This is a genomic window from Ruegeria sp. CK3 (assembly GCF_056536565.1).
This window is the reverse complement of record NZ_JBQFPV010000003.1, coordinates 203336-219893: the sequence shown is the minus strand read 5'-3', so window position 1 is coordinate 219893 and position 16558 is coordinate 203336. Positions and strand designations below refer to the sequence as shown.

Here is a 16558-nt window from a genome sequence, read left to right as displayed (position 1 = left end):
CCATGCACATTGATCCCACCCAACTGAAGATCGTTGAACAGCGCCTGCTTTGGTTGTCTCATTGGATGATCCACAATGCCAACCATGTCCGACCAAAGGTGGATGGGATCAAGATCGGTGGCCATCAGGCTTCGTCCGCTTCGATGGTGTCGATCATGACCGCGCTTTATTTCTCGGCCTTGCGGCCTGAGGACCGGGTTGCAGTCAAACCCCATGCGTCGCCGGTGTTTCATGCAATGCAGTATCTCATGGGTAATCAGACCCGCGAGAAGATGGAGAATTTCCGCGGATTTGGGGGTGTGCAAAGTTATCCCAGCCGGACAAAGGACATTGATGATGTTGATTTCTCGACTGGGTCTGTGGGTTTAGGTGTCGCGACCACCTCGTTTGCGTCGATCATTCAAGACTACATCAAGGCCAAAAGCTGGGGGTCAGACGCGCCAATGGGACGTATGGTTGCCCTGGTAGGCGATGCCGAACTGGATGAAGGCAATGTCTACGAGGCGTTACAGGAAGGATGGAAGAACGACCTCCGAAACACGTGGTGGATCATCGATTACAACCGACAGTCGCTGGACGGTATCGTCCGGGAAGGACTGTTTGAACGGATCGAGAAAACCTTCGACGCGTTCAGTTGGGATGTCGTTCGTGTCAAATATGGGATTCTTCAACGCGCGGCCTTTGAAGAACCCGGCGGCGACCGCCTGCGTGACTGGATCGACACTTGCCCCAACCAGGACTACTCGGCGTTGACTTTCATGGGTGGTGCGAATTGGCGACAGCGTCTCATGGACGATCTGGGGGATCAGGGGGATGTGACCGCTCTGATCGAACGGCGCACGGATGCAGAGCTCGCTGCCCTTATGGAGAACCTCGGCGGCAATTGCGTCGAGACCATGGCCCAAACATTTGCCGACATCGATCATGATCGCCCAACATGTTTCCTGGCCTACACAGTCAAAGGATGGGGCACTCCCATTGCAGGCCACAAAGACAATCACGGCGGGCTGATGAACAACAGCCAGTTCGTCGCATGGCAGTCGCATATGGGTGTGCCGAAGGGTGAAGAATGGGAGCCGCTCGCGACGGTGCAAGATCCAGACGCATTCAAAGATTTCCTGGCCAGCACCCCGTTCTTTGCCAAAGGTCCGCGCCGCTATTTTGATGACAAATTGGACGTGCCGCCAATCGAAATCGACACCAGTCGCGAAATCTCGACCCAGATGGCGTTTGGCAAGATCCTAGACGATCTATCAAAAGGCAACAGCCCATTGGCTGCACGTATAGTGACAACCTCTCCGGATGTGACAGGCACGACAAGCCTTGGTCCTTGGGTGAACCGGCGCAAACTGTTCGCCCGATCCGAGCAAGCCGACGCCTTCATAGAACACCGGATCCCTTCGACGGCGAAATGGGAATTCACGCCGGAGGGGCAGCATATCGAGCTTGGTATCGCCGAAATGAACCTCATGTTGCTTCTGGGAGCGGCGGGTCTGTCGCATTCCCTATTCGGTAAGAGGCTGATCCCAATTGGCACCGTCTATGATCCATTTGTCAGCCGCGGCCTCGATGCGCTGAATTACGCTTGCTATCAGGACGCGCGCTTCATGCTGGTTGGCACACCATCGGGTGTCACGCTCGCGCCAGAAGGTGGAGCACACCAATCCGTTGGAACACCGCTCATCGGGATGAGCCAAGACGGGTTGGCCGCTTTTGAACCCGCCTTTGCCGACGAGCTGGCGGTGATTATGGAATGGGCCTTCGACTACCTGCAGCGTGATGGCGAAGGACAGCCCGACGAGCGCACATGGCTGCGCGATGAAACTGGAGGGTCTCTCTACCTGCGCCTGACCACCAACCCGATTGAACAGCCCGGTAAACGTGTCGACGACGAGTTCCGCCAAGGTGCCATTGATGGGGCCTATTGGTTACGAAAACCCGGGCCCAATTGCGAAGTTGTAGTCGCCTATCAAGGAGCAGTCGCGCCGGAGGCAATCAAGGCTGCCGGTATGATTGGTGAAGGCCGTCGCGACATAGGTGTATTGGCCGTGACATCCGCAGATCGCCTAAATGCCGGATGGACCGCCGCTCAACGAGTGCGTTCTCGCGGTAACCAAGAGGCACGCTCCCACATCGAAACCCTGATGTCCGACCTTCCGCCACACTGCAAGCTTGTCACCGTTATCGATGGTCATCCTGCAACTCTATCCTGGCTCGGGGCAGTGCTTGGACATCAGACTATCCCAATGGGTGTCGAGCATTTTGGTCAGACCGGAACAATCAGTGATCTCTATCGCCACCACTGCATTGACGCAGACGCCATCCTAGAGAAAGTGAATGGCCTGACTCATGGCAGAGCTCTTCACCGCGCATAAGTGGGCTGGATCTGGGCAATAATGTAGAGAACAAACTAGCACTGAACATAGACCACGATAACTAGCGGACCTTGTAGACAGTGCTCTGAGGTTCAATGAACCTGCCGAACCTGAACTTGGCTGGTTTGGTTGGCGATGACGCTTGGAAAACAGGGCTCCTTTGACTAAAAATCAATAACTTGGCCCTCTGCACCGATCTTCGGGAGGCAGGGGTCGGAGGTTCGAATCCTCTCACTCCGACCAGTTATCATATTAGCGACAGCATATTGCCGCGATAACTTCAATTTACTTTCAGTTGCCTATTGTTTCGCGCAGCGCTGGGATAGCACCAAAAAAATCCGTCTCAATTATGAAAAGTACTTCTCAGTGCAGCGCCCCTCACAATTAAAATCTGCACGATTGTCAAAAGCAAAGCCTTAAGGCGATTTCCCTCATGCTATGATGGTAGGTTCTTCAAGTCCCCATCCGTCCGACTCTTTATCTGTAGACTACTACTTAATCGGCATCGAGGCATCTAATCCATCGATTTGCTGCCTCAGCATCTACCAGATCGCGCTTGGTCAACTCGCTTTTCAGGCTCCCCCTGAGGCATCTGGCAAGCGCGGCGGGCGTGAACCAGTTGGCAGCACCAGATGATCATCGAAGACGGAGCCGTCTGTTTCGGTGCGCACCTAACTGTTTACCCGGTCTATTTCCACGTCACGGCAGCCTGTGCGCAGAGTGATGTCATTCTCACCGCGATAAGCTTCAGGCCGCCCCAGAAGAACCACCGTGACAGTGGAGGGCGTTGATAGGGCAGCGCGGCTCCTCTCCGACCAGCGTGATCGGCTCTTAATGCCCACGCTTGCGCAAGTTAGCGCAGTCCGAAAACCCGGCATGCCCGGTGCCAATAGCCAAAACGTGGTTCATCAACTAACGCAAACCTGAAGTGGCTTTCTGCATCGCCAGGATCAACGCGTCGCGTTTTGCTGACAGCTCGGCTGGGCTTTGCCCGCGTGCCTCGTCGCGTACGCCTTCGATCAAGGTACGCGAAACATCGTCATCCAGACGCACCTGCCCCATATCATCCCACCAGCTGTTAAACGTGTCGGTGAAATGATCGAAAAACGCCTGAAGCCCGCCTGCGCCTGCGCCCAGGTTGAACAGCATGGTTGGCCCCATCGCGGCCCAACGCAGGCCGGGTCCTGCCCAGACTGCCTTGTCCACGTCTTCGACGCTCGCCACGCCTTCGACCACCAATGAAATCGCTTCGCGCCAGATTGCGGCTTGCAGGCGGTTCGCGACGTGGCCGTTCTTTTCCTTGTTCACCCGGATGGTTACCTTGCCCACAGCTTCGTAAAACCGCTCGGCCCCGTCCACTGCCGCCGGGTCGGTCAGGTCATTGCCCAGAATCTCTACCAACGGGATCAGGTGGGGCGGGTTGAACGGATGCCCTAGAACGAAGCGTGCGGGGTCTTTCCAGCCTCCCTGCATCTGACTCAGCATCAGGCCCGAGGCCGAACTGGCGACAATGGCCTGCGGGTCCAGAACTGGCTCGATCTCGGCAAAGGTAGCGTGTTTGATGGGCAGGCGTTCAGGCACGTTTTCCTGGATGAACGCGGCTCCGGCGACTGCCTTAGCGGCACTGTCGTGAAAGCTGATTGCGTCAGGGGCGCCGTTCTCAGTGAGTCCCAGCTCGGTCAGGGTTGGCCAGGCCATCTCGACATAGTCGCGCACCTGCTTTTCTACCTCCGACGCCGGATCGAACACCGCAACCGAACGCCCAGAAGCCAAGAAAAGCGCCGCCCAGCTGGCCCCGATGACACCACCACCAAGGCAGGCCGTATGTGCAAATTCCATCAGAACAATCCCGGATTGAGGGGCGAGGCAGCAGTCATGCCGCCATCGACCGTGAAACATTCGCCAGACACGTAAGCCGACTGATCCGAGGCCAGCCAACTTACCATGTTGGCAATGTCGGCGGGTTCCCCGAACCGGCCCACCGGGTGGCGGGCCAATGCGTCGGCCATGGCTTTCTCCGGGTCTTTTGCCAAGGCAAACCCGTCCTCGGCCATCTCCGTCATGATCCAGCCCGGACGGATCGCGTTGCAGCGGACTTTTGGCCCATGATCAACGGCAATCGAGCGGGTCAGCCCGTGAACAAAGGCCTTGGACGCATTGTAAAGCGCCATGCTTGGGTCCGCGACCATGCCAGAGATTGACCCAATATTGATGATGTTGCCGCCATGTTCGGCCATATCCAACAAGGCCACGCGGCACATGTTGAACACGCCTTTGCAGTTCACGTTCATCACCAGATTCCAATCGTCATCATCGCTTTCGGCTACGGTTTTTTCGACCTGAACGCCTGCGTTGTTGACTAACAAGGTGACGCGACCGAATGCGTTGTTTGCGGCTTTGATGAGCATCGCCGCATCGCCGGATTTCGACACATCTGCCGTGACCCAAACGACCGCTTCCGGCATGTCCTCAGGCCGGACGCCGCGTCCGCATGTGACAACATCAAAACCGTCTGCCAACAGCCGGTCCACAATAGCCCGGCCAATCCCCCGGCTTCCGCCGGTAACAATCGCGCAATTATCCATGAGCGATCATCACATGTCTGACGGCGGTGTAGGCATCGAGTGCAAAGACGCTCATATCACAACCGGTTCCCGAAGATTTCATCGCCGCCCAGGGCATCTCCGGGGTCGCGACGCCGTGGGTATTCACCCAGGTAAATCCGTAACGCAGTTTCGCCGACATCCGCATCGCCCGCCCGGTATTGTTGGTCCAGACCGACGAAGCCAGCCCGAACGGCCCGGAATTGGCAACCCGCAGCGCTTCGTCCTCGTCGCTGTACCGCGAGATCGTAACGACGGGGCCGAAGATCTCGTTGCAGAATACTTCCGCATCATGGGGCACATTGGCGAGAACCGTGGGTTCATAGAAGAAGCCGGGGCCGTCGATCATCCTAGCACCGGCGACAACCTCGCAAGTGTCGCGCGCCCGGTCGACAAATCCGGCCACGGTGTTGCGTTGTCCGACCGAGATGATCGGACCCATTTCCGTACCCTCAGCCTTTTGCGCACCAACCTTGATCTGCCCAACCTGATCGAGCACAGCGGCGACCACTTTGTCATAGACGGCATCCTGCACCAGCAAGCGACAGGGTTGCGCGCAGTCCTGACCGGCGTTGAAGAACGAGCCATAGCGCACGGTTTCTGTAACCGCGTCGATATCGGCGTCGTCAAAGACAATCACGGGGGCCTTGCCGCCCAGCTCCAGATGCACGTGCCGGATCTGACGAGAGGCCGCTTTCATCGCCTCGGCCCCGGTCGCATTGGACCCGGTGATCGAAATCGCCTCGATGCGCGGGTCGTTGATCATCTGGCTCCCGATCTCGCGGCCCGAACCGTGTAGAACGTTCACGACGCCTTTGGGGGCGATGTCTGCAATCAACTCGGCGGCCTTCAATGTGGAAAGTGGCGTAATTTGAGAGGGTTTCAGCGTCACGGGACAGCCCGCCGCCAAAGGCGCAGCCAGCTTCCAGGCGGCCATCATCAAAGGGTAGTTCCAGGGCGCAATCGCCGCCACCGGTCCGACCGGATCTTTGCGGATCATGCTAGTGTGGCCGGCTACGTATTCGCCCGCCGTCACCCCGGACATCGTGCGCGCGGCACCAGCGAAAAAGCGGAAGGTGTCCAGCGTCAGCGGGGTTTCATCGTTCAGCGCCGAGGGCCAAGGCTTGCCTGCGTCCAGACTTTCCAACTCGGCCAACTCCTTGATGTTGGCTTGGAGGACATCCGCGATATCTGTCAACAACTGCGACCGTTCCGCCGGGCTGGTCTGCCCGAACGTGTCAAACGCCTCATGCGCAGCGGCGGCTGCAGCGTCTGCTTGTTCCGAGGTGGCGGCATTGATGGTGCAAATCTCTTCTCCGGTTGCCGGGTTCAGGACCGGGATCGCTGCCCCGCCTCCTTCTACAAGCTCACCATTGATCAACATCTTTGTCTGCATGTGCTCCCCTCCTTAGAATGCCACCTGATCGCCGCCTTTCAGACCCAGACGCGCGCGCGCCTCGGCGGGGGTGGCAACCTGAAGCCCCAAATTTTCGACGATCTCCCGAATTTTGCGAACTTGCTGAGCGCTGGACACAGCTTTCTCTCCGGGTCCGATGTATAGGCTGTCTTCCATACCCACCCTCACGTTCCCCCCAAGCAATGCGCTTTGTGTGGTGAACGGCATCTGGTGGCGACCGGCGGCCAGCACCGACCATTCATAGTCATCGCCAAACAGCTTGTTGGCAATCGTGTGCATGTGCATCAGGTTGTCCAGATCGGCCCCCACCCCGCCCAAGATGCCAAAAACCATCTGCACGAAAATCGGCCCCTCGATCCAACCCTGATCAATGATCCACGCCAGGTTATAAAGGTGGCCAAGGTCATAACATTCGAACTCGAACCGGGTACCGTGGCCCTGACCCAGTTCCTTTAGGCAGTATTCGATATCCGCGAAGGTGTTGCGGAAGATGAAATCGCGGGTCATGTCCAGGAATTCGGGCTCCCAATCGTGCTTCCAGTTCGAATACTTGTCCTTCATCGGGAAAATGCCGAAGTTCATCGACCCGATATTCATGCTTGCCATTTCCGGGCTGGCGACCGTCGCGGCGCGAAGGCGTTCTTCGCGCGACATGCCCAACCCACCGCCCGTAGAGACATTTATAACCGCATCTGTCGCTTGCTTGATGCGCGGAAGGAATTCCATGAACAGGTCGGGGTTCGGGTCGGGCTTGCCGGTTTCCGGGTCGCGCGCATGCAGGTGGATGATCGAGGCGCCGGCCTCGGCGGCCTCGATGCTGGCGGTTGCGATTTCGGTCGGAGTGATGGGCAGGTGCTCCGACATGGTGGGGGTGTGAATGCCGCCTGTAGGGGCGCAGGTGACGATGACGGGCTTGGTCATGTGATTGGCTCCTCGAAGGTCTTAGGGACAACTAAGAGGTGGCGTGGGTTCTCTGGCATGCCCCAGATCGGCTTTCGCCAAGCCATCTCTCTAAACGCGAACAGAGGCATCCCAGCAGCGACCTCCGGCTCTTGAGAGCGCAGCGCTTCTGACATCACAGTCTCATCTGCTGGACTTGCGCAGACAGTCCGCCGTCCAATACCCAAAGTTGACCGCTCGCATAGCGGGCCTCGTCCGAGGCGAGCCAGTTGACAAGGTTCGCAATATCCTCGGGCGTGCCATAGGTGCGCATCGGGTGTACGTCGCGAACAGCCTGTTGCAGCTCGTCAATCGACTTGCCTCCGCCGCCGGACCCGTCGCCGGTGAAGAAACTTTGCAGCATTGGTGTGTCGATAAAGCCCGGGCAGATCGCGTTTACGCGGATGCCCTCAGGGCCGTGGTCACAAGCCATGGCGCGGGTCAGCGCATGCACCGCGCCCTTGGTGGCACAATAAGCCGCAAGGCCGGGATCGGCGATGAACCCATCATAGCTGCCAAAATTGATGATGCTGGCCGAAGCGCCGGTTTTCGCCGCCGCGCGCATAAGGGGCAAGGCGTATTTCGAGGTCAGGAAGGTGCCGGTGCAGTTTACAGCGAAGCTTTGGTTCCATTCCTCAAGCGTGGTGTCTTCGATGGTCTTCTCGATCTCGATCCCGGCTGCGTTCACCAGAATATCGAGCTTGCCTTCGTCGGCCTCGATCTGCGCCATCGCAGCTTTTACCGCAGCCTCGTCTGCCACGTTCATCGCAACAAAACGGCTACCATTATCGTCATGTTCGGCCAATGATCCCTGCGGTGTCAGATCGGCGGCATAGACGATCGCCCCTTCACGCAGAAAGCGCGCTACGATTGCCCGACCAATCCCTCCACGACCACCAGTTACGAGGGCGATTTTTCCCTGTAGTTTCATATCAGTCGTCCTTTTGCGGCGGGAACCGATAGCGGCCTGCGGCCTCGGTCCAATCCATATGGTTGCGCACATATTGCTGGCTGGCATCAGAGGGTGGGTTGTAATCCCAATGCTCCCCGGCATCGGCTTCCATCGCCGCATGAAGCGCGCGGCGGGATTTCTGCGTAGCGATCACATCTGTGCGCAGCTGGTCGCTGTTCCAGCGGGCTCTGACTTCGGCGGCAAAGCCTGCGGCGGCTTTGGCATAGGCTGGATCAGCAGCGACATTCACCTTCTCGAACGGGTCAACCGACAAGTCAAAAAGCTGCGGTGGATCGATGTCGCAATGGATGTATTTCAGTGGCCCGCGCCGGATCATAAAGACCGGCCAGGGGGTCATTTCGGCGCAGTATTCACCGATCGCCTCGTCCAACGGGTCGGCCTCACCGCGCGCCAGCGGCATCAGTGATCGGCCGTCGACCGTTTCGCCAAACATGTCCGGGGGGCCGCCTCCGATATCAACAAAGGTGGGTAACAAATCCAGTAGCGAACAGGCGTTGGGCGCGCGGCCTTTGGCCACCCCCGGCCCGGCCATGATCAAGGGCACCCGAGCCGAGTGTTCGAAGAAGTTCATCTTGTACCAGAGGCCGCGCTGGCCCAGCATGTCGCCGTGATCTGCAGTGACAATGACGATGGTGTTGTCCAGCTCGCCAATGTCTTCGAGCGTCTTGACGATCTTGCCAACCTGACTGTCGAAGAAGCTGACATTGGCCAGATAGGCATGGCGCGCGCGCCGGACTTCTTCGTCTGTCAGAGGAACATAGCTGGCTTCGATCCCATCCATGACACGACGCGAGAACGGGTCTTGGTCTTCGGGTGACAATGTGAACTCGGGCAGATCGATATCATCATCGTCATAGAGGTCCCACCACTCAGGCTGCGCGACATAGGGATCATGTGGGTGAATGAAACTGGCGACCATACAGAAAGGTGCTTCCGATCCGTGCGCCCGATCGCGCCCGCGATCTATCAGCCAGCGGCGCGCGGCAAAGCCGACCTCGTCGTCATAGTCGGTCTGGAAGGTGGCGACGGCCACACCGCTTTCCTTGACCGTCTGCATATTGTGGTACCACTTGTCGATGCGCTCATCATGGGCCTCCCAATCGGGCGTCCAGGCGAAATCGGACGGGTAGATGTCGGTGGTCACGCGGTCCTGAAACCCGTGTTTCTGGTCGGGGCCGACAAAGTGCATCTTGCCCGACAGGCAGGTGTGATAGCCCAACGTTTTCAGGTAATGCGCGAAAGTTGGCACGCTGGCGCGGAATTCGGAGGCATTGTCGTAGGCGGCGATACGGCTGATCAACTGGCCGGACATGAAGGCGAACCGGGAAGGTGCGCAAAGTGGTGAGTTGCAATAGGCCGCATCAAACCGCATCCCGCGCGCGGCCAGCGCATCGATATGCGGTGTCTTGGCGACCGGGTGGCCATAGGCCCCGCAAAACTGCGGCGCCAATTGGTCGGCCATCACGACGACGATATTTGGTGTTGCTGGCATGATGCTGTTCCTCCTTGCCTGCCAATATGCGGTGACTGCGCGCGTTCAGTCACGGGCGGGGAGGATGTTGGAACTGCATTCTTTTGGAAAACTGACTCACCTGGCGGCCCTTTTGTATGCGTCCAAAACAAGACCGTGGAAATGGTGCACCGCATGTTCCGACATGCCCGAGCCATCAGGGTCGTTCACGATGCGGCCCGCGTCGAAGGCTGGAGTGTTCATCCCTTTCTGCACGCTTTCAACGATGTTGATGTCTTCAACCTGTAACACTTCGTCCAGATAGCGGATCGTTTCGACCTCGGCCTCGTTGGGCTCCTTGGTCTCAAGGAAGAAGTCATAGGTTTCCAGCGTCCGGTCGGGGCCTGCAGGGATGATGTTGAGGATGATCATCGACGACCCACCTGGATACCGCATAATGCAGGTATTGGGCCATAGCCACCAAACGGCATGGGTTTTCACCGTGGCATTCGACACGTCATAAGCGCTGTTGGTCGTGTTGCCCGCATCTGCCATGTGACTGGAATAGATGCCGTGCGTGGTCACCTTGTAGGTGTCCATATCGACAAGTTCGCAAAAATCCTTGTGAGCGGTCGGACAGTGGTAACACTCCAGGAAATTGTCGACCACGTTCTTCCAGTTGGACTTGATGTCATAGGTCAGTCGATGAGCAAATGTCAGCTCTTCGATATCCGGCGCCCAGTGGCGGATTTCGGTTTCCAGATCGCCGGACAGCTCCGACAGGGGTGAGGCCTCTCGATCCAGGTTTACATAAACAAACCCACAAAATTCCTCTACCTGCACCTCATCCAGACAAATCTCTTTGGGCTCGAATCCATTCAGATTCTCGGTATGCGGGGCACGCACCAGCTGTCCATCCAACTTGTAAACCCAGGCGTGATAAGGGCACATGATGCGGGTCGTATTACCTTCGCCCGACAAAAGCTGATGGGCGCGGTGTTTGCAGACATTGTAGAACGCACGCAGAACGCCCTCCCGATCACGTACCACAGCTACCGGCTGACCAGCGATCTCGATCGTGACAAAGCTGCCTGGTTTGCGCAGCTTTTCGACATGGCAGACCCATTGCCACGTCTTGGCGATGATCTCGCGCAAGTCCACAGCATGCCAGGCTGGATCCGTATAGGCCTCGGCCCGCAGCGAAAACGAACTGGATGGGTTTTCGTGATAGCCCTTGGAAATATCCGCGAATTGCTGGGACGTTGGCTGTTCAGTCATTGAGGGCGTCTCCTGTGAACAAATCCCTGCCGAGTGACTCGGTCAGAGGTACAGGATCGCGTCTCTCACATGCGATCATTGTGCACAGTTCGCCGTTTACTTAACTTTATTCGCCATCTGCTCATCCGTCTTGCGGTGCATGGGCCAGGCTCGAAATTCAAAAGGAACGCGGCCTTCCACCCGATCATTGCGCGGTGACAGCCCAAACCGTTCGCGGTATGCGCGGCTGAAATGAACCTGGCTGGCAAAACCCGAGGCCACCGAAACCTCAAGCAAAGACATATCTGTCTGTGTCACCAGCCCGCGTGCACGGTCCAGCCGGATGTCACGATAATACATGGTTGGAGTTTTCTTGACGTGCCGCGCGAACAGCCGATTCAACTGGCGTTGTGACAGGTTTATGGAATCACAGATCTCGGGAATGCTTAGCGGTGTTTCTAGGTTCTGCTCCATCAACGCTATCGCCCGTTTGACCGCTGTGGGGGCCAGTTGACCCATCGGCTCGGCCAGTCCCGGACTTTGCATAGCGCCTTGGGGGCGCACGGTCTGGTGAAAAACGTATTGTGCTGCCGCATTGGCCAAAGCGTCGCCCTTGGTGCCCTTGATGATATGCAAGGCAAAATCCAAGGCTGCCGCGCCGCCGCAACAGGTGATGCGGGCCTTGTCGAATACGAACAACTCCTCACTGACCTCGACATTGGGATAGAGCTCTTTAATCGCGTCGATATGCTCATAGTGCACCGTGGCCCGACGCCCCTTGAGCAAACCAGCTTCGGCGAGGATGAAAGCCCCGGTGTCCAGCCCGCCCAGCGTGCTCCCTTGACCGGCCCAACGCCATAGCGACGTATGAAGCGGGGTTGAGTTGTAGGCTTCCGGCGCCCAACTGGAAGAGACGATCACGAAATCCTTGCGCCCTTCCTGAACCTCGGCCAGTGCAATCGTGTCGATGGTCATGCCGTTGCTTGCAGTGCAAGGACCACCGTGCAGGGATGCGATCTGCCAATGAAAACGTGCCTTGCCTTCGAGATAGTTTGCGGCGCGAAACGGGTCGATGAAACCCACTGTCGCCGCCATGTTGAAGTTTGGCGTTACAAGGACAAGAAGTGTCAGAATGTTGTTTGGTTGAGACGCCATAAGGCCATCTAGGTTAAATGGGCGTCGGGATTGGTCAATACTATCATTTCGATCAGGACCAACACGTTTCGTCTGTTAGTCGCGGTTTAAAGAATGCCTGTTGGTCGAATTCGCATTCGGCTCAGTCGGACAAGAAGTATTTCTGCCTAGGTGCCAGCGATCTGAAAGGCCGCTTTTCTCAAATCGGCATAGGCTGGTTGGGGCTTAAAGGGTCTGTTCAGACTCAGCGCAGAGAGTAGTGAATCGATCCTTCTATCGAATTTTCACGACATCATTGTTAGTCTTTGAGCATTAACGCACCGGGCAGCGATGTTGCTAACGTTGTCATCCATCAAAAATTCCACAAACTTCGCGAAAGTACACACATGTGCGAACGACTCGGCAGACCTGAGATGACATGCTAGGTCGCCGGTTTTTCTAGCGTATGAGAGCCAAGTACAATTGATGGCCCGTGAGATTAACCACCACAATGCGAAGTGGTTCGGCACCGAATGGGATGGCAGGATGCGCTACCACAAGATCACCCCTTTTGGCCGCGATGATGACAGGTCGGAGTTCTTCAACTTTGTCGAGGCGTGGTGGCAACTCGAAGTAGATCCCCGAAGAAAGCGACAGAGGAAAACAACTTTCCAATCAGGCTGCATGTAAAAGTTCATGAGAAACGATACGGCCAAAGGGATCAAAACTGGCTTTGAATGCAAAAGCCCCGCGCAATCTCTGCGCGGGGCCTTTTGATTTCTGATGTTTAGTCTAGTTCCCAGCCGAAACCGAGCCGATCGACCAGAACATCGTCTCGCCCGAGGCATCATCGACGCCGTCATTGTCGGTCATAACGAATGCCTCGCCCGAAGGCAGGATGGCCAGACCTTCGATCTTGTCCAGTACGTAACCGCCAGTCGAAGTCAGGTCGGGCAGCAAGTCACGGACCTCTTCCTTACTGACCACGGGCAGCTCACCACCCAGCGGGGCCGGGGTCATTTCAGACAGCGGGATGCGGTATATTTTCTTGGTGACTGCACGGTGGTCGTGCTGGTTGTCGCGTTCGATGACATAAACATGGTCACCGAATGCGGTGATCTCCGACAGACCTACCCAACCAGTTTCCGGGTCAGCTTTGGGATAGTGCACTGCGCCCCATTCCTTGGTTTCAAGGCTATAGGCGACAAGTTTCACGTGGTTTTTGGGGTCGTCCTTCCATTCGCGCTGAACTGCCATCCACAGGGTGTCTCCAACCTTGGTTATGCCTTCGAACCCGAAGCGTTTTTCGACGGCCATCAGTTCCGGCGGCAGGCCGATCTCACCCTTGCGGTCCTTGATCTTGCCTTCGGCCGAGACATGGTAGATCGCGTGGGGGATAACGCGATCGGTGCGGCCTTCAGAGGCGACATAGAAGCCACCTTTGCCGTCCAGCGTGATGCCTTCCAGATCCAGCTTTTGCGCCGGGTTGCCGTCCTGACGGTGGATACGAATGACGTCCATGATGCGGGCAGGTTGCTGGCTGGGATCGATCTTGAAAATCGAGGGCTGGAAGCCGTAGAAGCTGTCATTGACCGCATAGATCATGCCGTCCTCATCCGCGACCAGACCGGACAGCGCGCCCCATCCGATCAACTCATCCGCGCCGGCGGAGGTCAGATGCGGATAAGCGGCGGGTGCATCCTGATATTCGAAGATCGACAAATGCGCACGCGGGCCGCCATCTTCGATCAGGTCTTTTTCATTGGCCGAGACCAGCAGATTGCGCTCAGGGATAGCAACGTAGCCTTCCGGCCCCACGCCCGAGGGCAGCAGTTGTTTCAGAACCGGGTTGGCCGGATCGGTGGCGTCGTAAACACCCACGATCGAGGCGCGTTCGGCACCCACAAAGATCATCGGCGTACCACCAAAGGTCGCTGCAGTTACGCTTTCTGGTTCTACACCTTTTGCGTCTGAGCGTTTGTCGGGATAGTGCCCGATCTGGATGATCGCCTTCTCAAAATCGGTACCGTTCTCGTAAACAACGTTGCCGTCCTTGTGGAAGATCGTCCAGCCGCGCGAGCCGCCTTCGTAGTCACCTTCGTTGGCGGTGGCAAAATGGTTGTCGTCGATCCACTTCACCGCATCAGGCTCGCGCAGGCGACCCTCTTGGCTTTCGGTGAAGATCAGCGCGCCGCGCTCATCCGTGGCGTCAATGCCTTCCAGATCAACCGCGCCAGCCGAGAAATGGCTGATTACGTTCCCGTCCTTGTCAACAACCGCGATGTGGTTGTTTTCCTGCAGGGTGATGACGGTTTCGCCCAGAGCGTTGATGTCCACAAACTCAGGCTCGGGGTCAGTGGGCGCGACGTCTGCCAGGCCGGTCAGTGAGGCCATTGCCATGCCCGCGCAATCCAGCGCGCCATCCTTCAACGGCACCAGCGCCAGCGATCCAGCAGGCAGTTGAGGGATAGCACCGTCGTTCAGGTCTTCGTCACGTTCGTTTTCGATCGCAACCGCGACAAAGTTTCCATCCGGCGCAATCGCGACGCTGTCGGGTTGACCACCCAGATTACAGGCGCCGGTTTCCGCCTTGCCTTCGATGTCGACCGAGATCAGTTTGCCCGACGGGGCGGTGTAGCTTTCCGAAGTGTTCACGCCCACAAAAGCCGTCCCACCAACGATCCCAACTGACGTCGGCTCGCCGCCCACTTCCATCGCGCCCAGAGGTGCCGGGTTCGCTGGGTCGGTGATGTCGACCATGCCGATTACGCCTAACGGGCTATCGGTATAGACCAACGTCATCCCGTCTGCAGTAGCAGCGATGATCTCGGGTGAGGTCTCACGTTCTGTATCAGTTCCCTCGGCCATATTCTTGACGACGGGGAACGATGCAATTCGGTTGAAATTCATTTCTGCCGAAGCCTGGCCAGTGGTCAGGGCAAGGGCAGATGTCAGGCAGACAAAGCGCAACGACATCGGGTGGTATCCTCTCTCACTTGAATGAGAAGGGGATGAACCCGGGTCGTTGCGGTTTTGTGACGGTTTGGATTCAGTTTGGTGACAAACGCAAAAAAGTAAAGTTCGCATTGTATTCAGTGACCAATTCGAACCCCGTCAGGTCAAAGGTTGTATCGCGAGTTTTCAGCTTATTAAAACGAGACCAGATACTCGTGTTGGTCGCGTCCCGTGCTTCGACACGAGCCAACTGTGGCAAACTCGTTCAGGCGCGAACCTCCTGTCGCTGTGTCCTTATTTCCCATACGGATTGTCCCTTGGATAAGTCGCGTGGGGATGATCTATTCAGAGCACAAAGTCACGTATGCTGTAATCTGCACAGATTTCTGCATGATTCAGGAAACAAACATGGAACTGGAGCCATACGAGCCAAAGCTGTCGTTAGAGTTTCCGAAATTCGATGTCCTTCTTGAGGAATCAACTGAAGTGCATGAGCGTTGGGTAAATTGATCGGCTAGTTGGCAGCAGGTATTTTACGTTTAGTCGCGATGTAAGCGAACTTCTTGTTTCGACGGACCCAGATACGTTGTTGACCAGATCGGCCCGCCTCTGATCAAAAAGGCCGCGGGTTGTTCTTTCGAGCGCTGCGTCGGTCAGGAACAAGTCCAGGGCACAGATCACCTTTACGCAGGGAGCCGCCCAGTCGATAACCTTGAAAAACGCCTGCGCTGGATTTGTGGTGCGGCTTACGTCAACTCCTTCGCCTACCATTGCCTGCACGCTCTTACATCCTCGGCAGAGGAAATGCGGGCTGAAAACTAAGGTCCATCAGGCTCTCTTCGAAGGGAAACTCCGACAGAAGTTCTACGCCGGTCTCTGTCAACAACACCTGTTGTTCCAGCTTGACACCCTCATGTCCCCTTTCGTCGCCGATATAGCTTTCGACACAAATGGTCATGCTCGCCTCGATCACACCGTCATAGCTCGCATCGGGTAGGTCGCCACGGTGGTAAAGAAAGGGGAATTCGCCGGTCATCCCGCAGCGATGCGACGACAGGTAGTCGCGGTTGGCATAGTATTTCTCCGGAATATCTCAGGCCTGTTCAGCATAGTTTCGAAAACTCATGCCTGCCCGCAAGATTGACATGTTGTGATACAACTGCTCCAGCGCGGTCTAGTAGAGCGTACGCTGCGCGCCCCCTTAAGGTTTGTCGTAAACTCTGCGGTGTCGCTATTCTGGCTCAGCCCGCGATTGAAAGCCTTCGGTCTGTCGGATCAGGCCTGTGCTGTGGATCTGGTCACGTCCGACCAGGCGAAGTCCGGCTTACTTGGTTCGCGACCTGCTGCATGAGCAAAATCCCAAAGCACGATTAATGGCCGGCATGCGCTTTTGCTTTCAGTCGGGACACATACAGAGAATGCAAAGAGCGAGCCCCAAAGCTACAAATGAAACGGTTGTGAAGAATGTCAGCCTAG

11 protein-coding genes are annotated in these 16558 nt (G+C 56.9%); 1 reads left to right on the top strand and 10 read right to left on the bottom strand.

Translation table 11 applies throughout. The features are described 5' to 3' along the window. The first annotated feature begins 2 nt into the window (after nucleotides 1–2). Nucleotides 3–2375 (top strand): 1-deoxy-D-xylulose-5-phosphate synthase N-terminal domain-containing protein, encoded by a 2373-nt coding sequence (locus tag ACR0C3_RS05275; RefSeq protein ID WP_480757534.1) that lies wholly within the window; start codon nucleotides 3–5, stop codon nucleotides 2373–2375. A gap of 912 nt (nucleotides 2376–3287) precedes the next feature. On the opposite strand, the gene ACR0C3_RS05270 is transcribed toward ACR0C3_RS05275, so the two are convergent. The 10 genes from ACR0C3_RS05270 to ACR0C3_RS05225 form a co-directional block, all read right to left on the bottom strand. After that, on the bottom strand, nucleotides 3288–4214 hold the full coding sequence (locus tag ACR0C3_RS05270) for a 3-hydroxyacyl-CoA dehydrogenase NAD-binding domain-containing protein (RefSeq protein WP_480757532.1): 927 nt from the start codon (nucleotides 4212–4214) through the stop codon (nucleotides 3288–3290). Continuing rightward, on the bottom strand, nucleotides 4214–4960 hold the full coding sequence (locus tag ACR0C3_RS05265) for an SDR family NAD(P)-dependent oxidoreductase (protein ID WP_480757531.1): 747 nt from the start codon (nucleotides 4958–4960) through the stop codon (nucleotides 4214–4216). The genes ACR0C3_RS05270 and ACR0C3_RS05265 overlap by 1 nt, the downstream gene beginning before the upstream one ends. Further along, entirely contained in the window at nucleotides 4953–6374 is a 1422-nt protein-coding gene (locus ACR0C3_RS05260; RefSeq protein WP_480757529.1) for an aminobutyraldehyde dehydrogenase, read from the bottom strand. Before ACR0C3_RS05260 ends, ACR0C3_RS05265 begins: the two co-directional genes overlap by 8 nt. 12 nt (nucleotides 6375–6386) lie before the next feature. Further along, nucleotides 6387–7316, bottom strand: coding sequence for a 3,5-dioxohexanoate:acetyl-CoA acetone transferase (kce, locus tag ACR0C3_RS05255; RefSeq protein ID WP_480524894.1), 930 nt, complete (start codon nucleotides 7314–7316; stop codon nucleotides 6387–6389). A 154-nt stretch (nucleotides 7317–7470) separates the two neighbouring features. Beyond that, entirely contained in the window at nucleotides 7471–8265 is a 795-nt protein-coding gene (locus ACR0C3_RS05250; RefSeq protein WP_480757528.1) for an SDR family NAD(P)-dependent oxidoreductase, read from the bottom strand. A gap of 1 nt (nucleotide 8266) precedes the next feature. Next, complete coding sequence (betC, locus tag ACR0C3_RS05245; protein ID WP_480757527.1) at nucleotides 8267–9799, bottom strand: choline-sulfatase; 1533 nt, start codon at nucleotides 9797–9799, stop codon at nucleotides 8267–8269. 96 nt (nucleotides 9800–9895) lie between these two features. Further along, nucleotides 9896–11035 (bottom strand): aromatic ring-hydroxylating oxygenase subunit alpha, encoded by a 1140-nt coding sequence (locus ACR0C3_RS05240; RefSeq protein ID WP_480757526.1) that lies wholly within the window; start codon nucleotides 11033–11035, stop codon nucleotides 9896–9898. Nucleotides 11036–11131: 96 nt separating this feature from the next. Beyond that, entirely contained in the window at nucleotides 11132–12169 is a 1038-nt protein-coding gene (locus ACR0C3_RS05235; protein ID WP_480757525.1) for a GlxA family transcriptional regulator, read from the bottom strand. A gap of 750 nt (nucleotides 12170–12919) precedes the next feature. Next, a complete protein-coding gene (locus ACR0C3_RS05230) occupies nucleotides 12920–15103 on the bottom strand; it encodes an esterase-like activity of phytase family protein (RefSeq protein WP_480757523.1) in 2184 nt (727 codons plus the stop codon). A gap of 763 nt (nucleotides 15104–15866) precedes the next feature. Next, nucleotides 15867–16118, bottom strand: coding sequence for a hypothetical protein (locus ACR0C3_RS05225; RefSeq protein ID WP_480565616.1), 252 nt, complete (start codon nucleotides 16116–16118; stop codon nucleotides 15867–15869). Between the last annotated feature and the right edge of the window lie 440 nt (nucleotides 16119–16558).

Excerpts from the sequence above, each read along its gene's own strand:
- ACR0C3_RS05275 (WP_480757534.1), top strand. The coding sequence starts at position 3 with ATGCACATTGATCCCACCCAACTGAAGATCGTTGAACAGCGCCTGCTT.
- ACR0C3_RS05270 (WP_480757532.1), bottom strand. The coding sequence starts at position 4,214 with ATGGAATTTGCACATACGGCCTGCCTTGGTGGTGGTGTCATCGGGGCC.
- ACR0C3_RS05265 (WP_480757531.1), bottom strand. The coding sequence starts at position 4,960 with ATGGATAATTGCGCGATTGTTACCGGCGGAAGCCGGGGGATTGGCCGG.
- ACR0C3_RS05260 (WP_480757529.1), bottom strand. The coding sequence starts at position 6,374 with ATGCAGACAAAGATGTTGATCAATGGTGAGCTTGTAGAAGGAGGCGGG.
- kce (WP_480524894.1), bottom strand. The coding sequence starts at position 7,316 with ATGACCAAGCCCGTCATCGTCACCTGCGCCCCTACAGGCGGCATTCAC.
- ACR0C3_RS05250 (WP_480757528.1), bottom strand. The coding sequence starts at position 8,265 with ATGAAACTACAGGGAAAAATCGCCCTCGTAACTGGTGGTCGTGGAGGG.
- betC (WP_480757527.1), bottom strand. The coding sequence starts at position 9,799 with ATGCCAGCAACACCAAATATCGTCGTCGTGATGGCCGACCAATTGGCG.
- ACR0C3_RS05240 (WP_480757526.1), bottom strand. The coding sequence starts at position 11,035 with ATGACTGAACAGCCAACGTCCCAGCAATTCGCGGATATTTCCAAGGGC.
- ACR0C3_RS05235 (WP_480757525.1), bottom strand. The coding sequence starts at position 12,169 with ATGGCGTCTCAACCAAACAACATTCTGACACTTCTTGTCCTTGTAACG.
- ACR0C3_RS05230 (WP_480757523.1), bottom strand. The coding sequence starts at position 15,103 with ATGTCGTTGCGCTTTGTCTGCCTGACATCTGCCCTTGCCCTGACCACT.
- ACR0C3_RS05225 (WP_480565616.1), bottom strand. The coding sequence starts at position 16,118 with ATGACCGGCGAATTCCCCTTTCTTTACCACCGTGGCGACCTACCCGAT.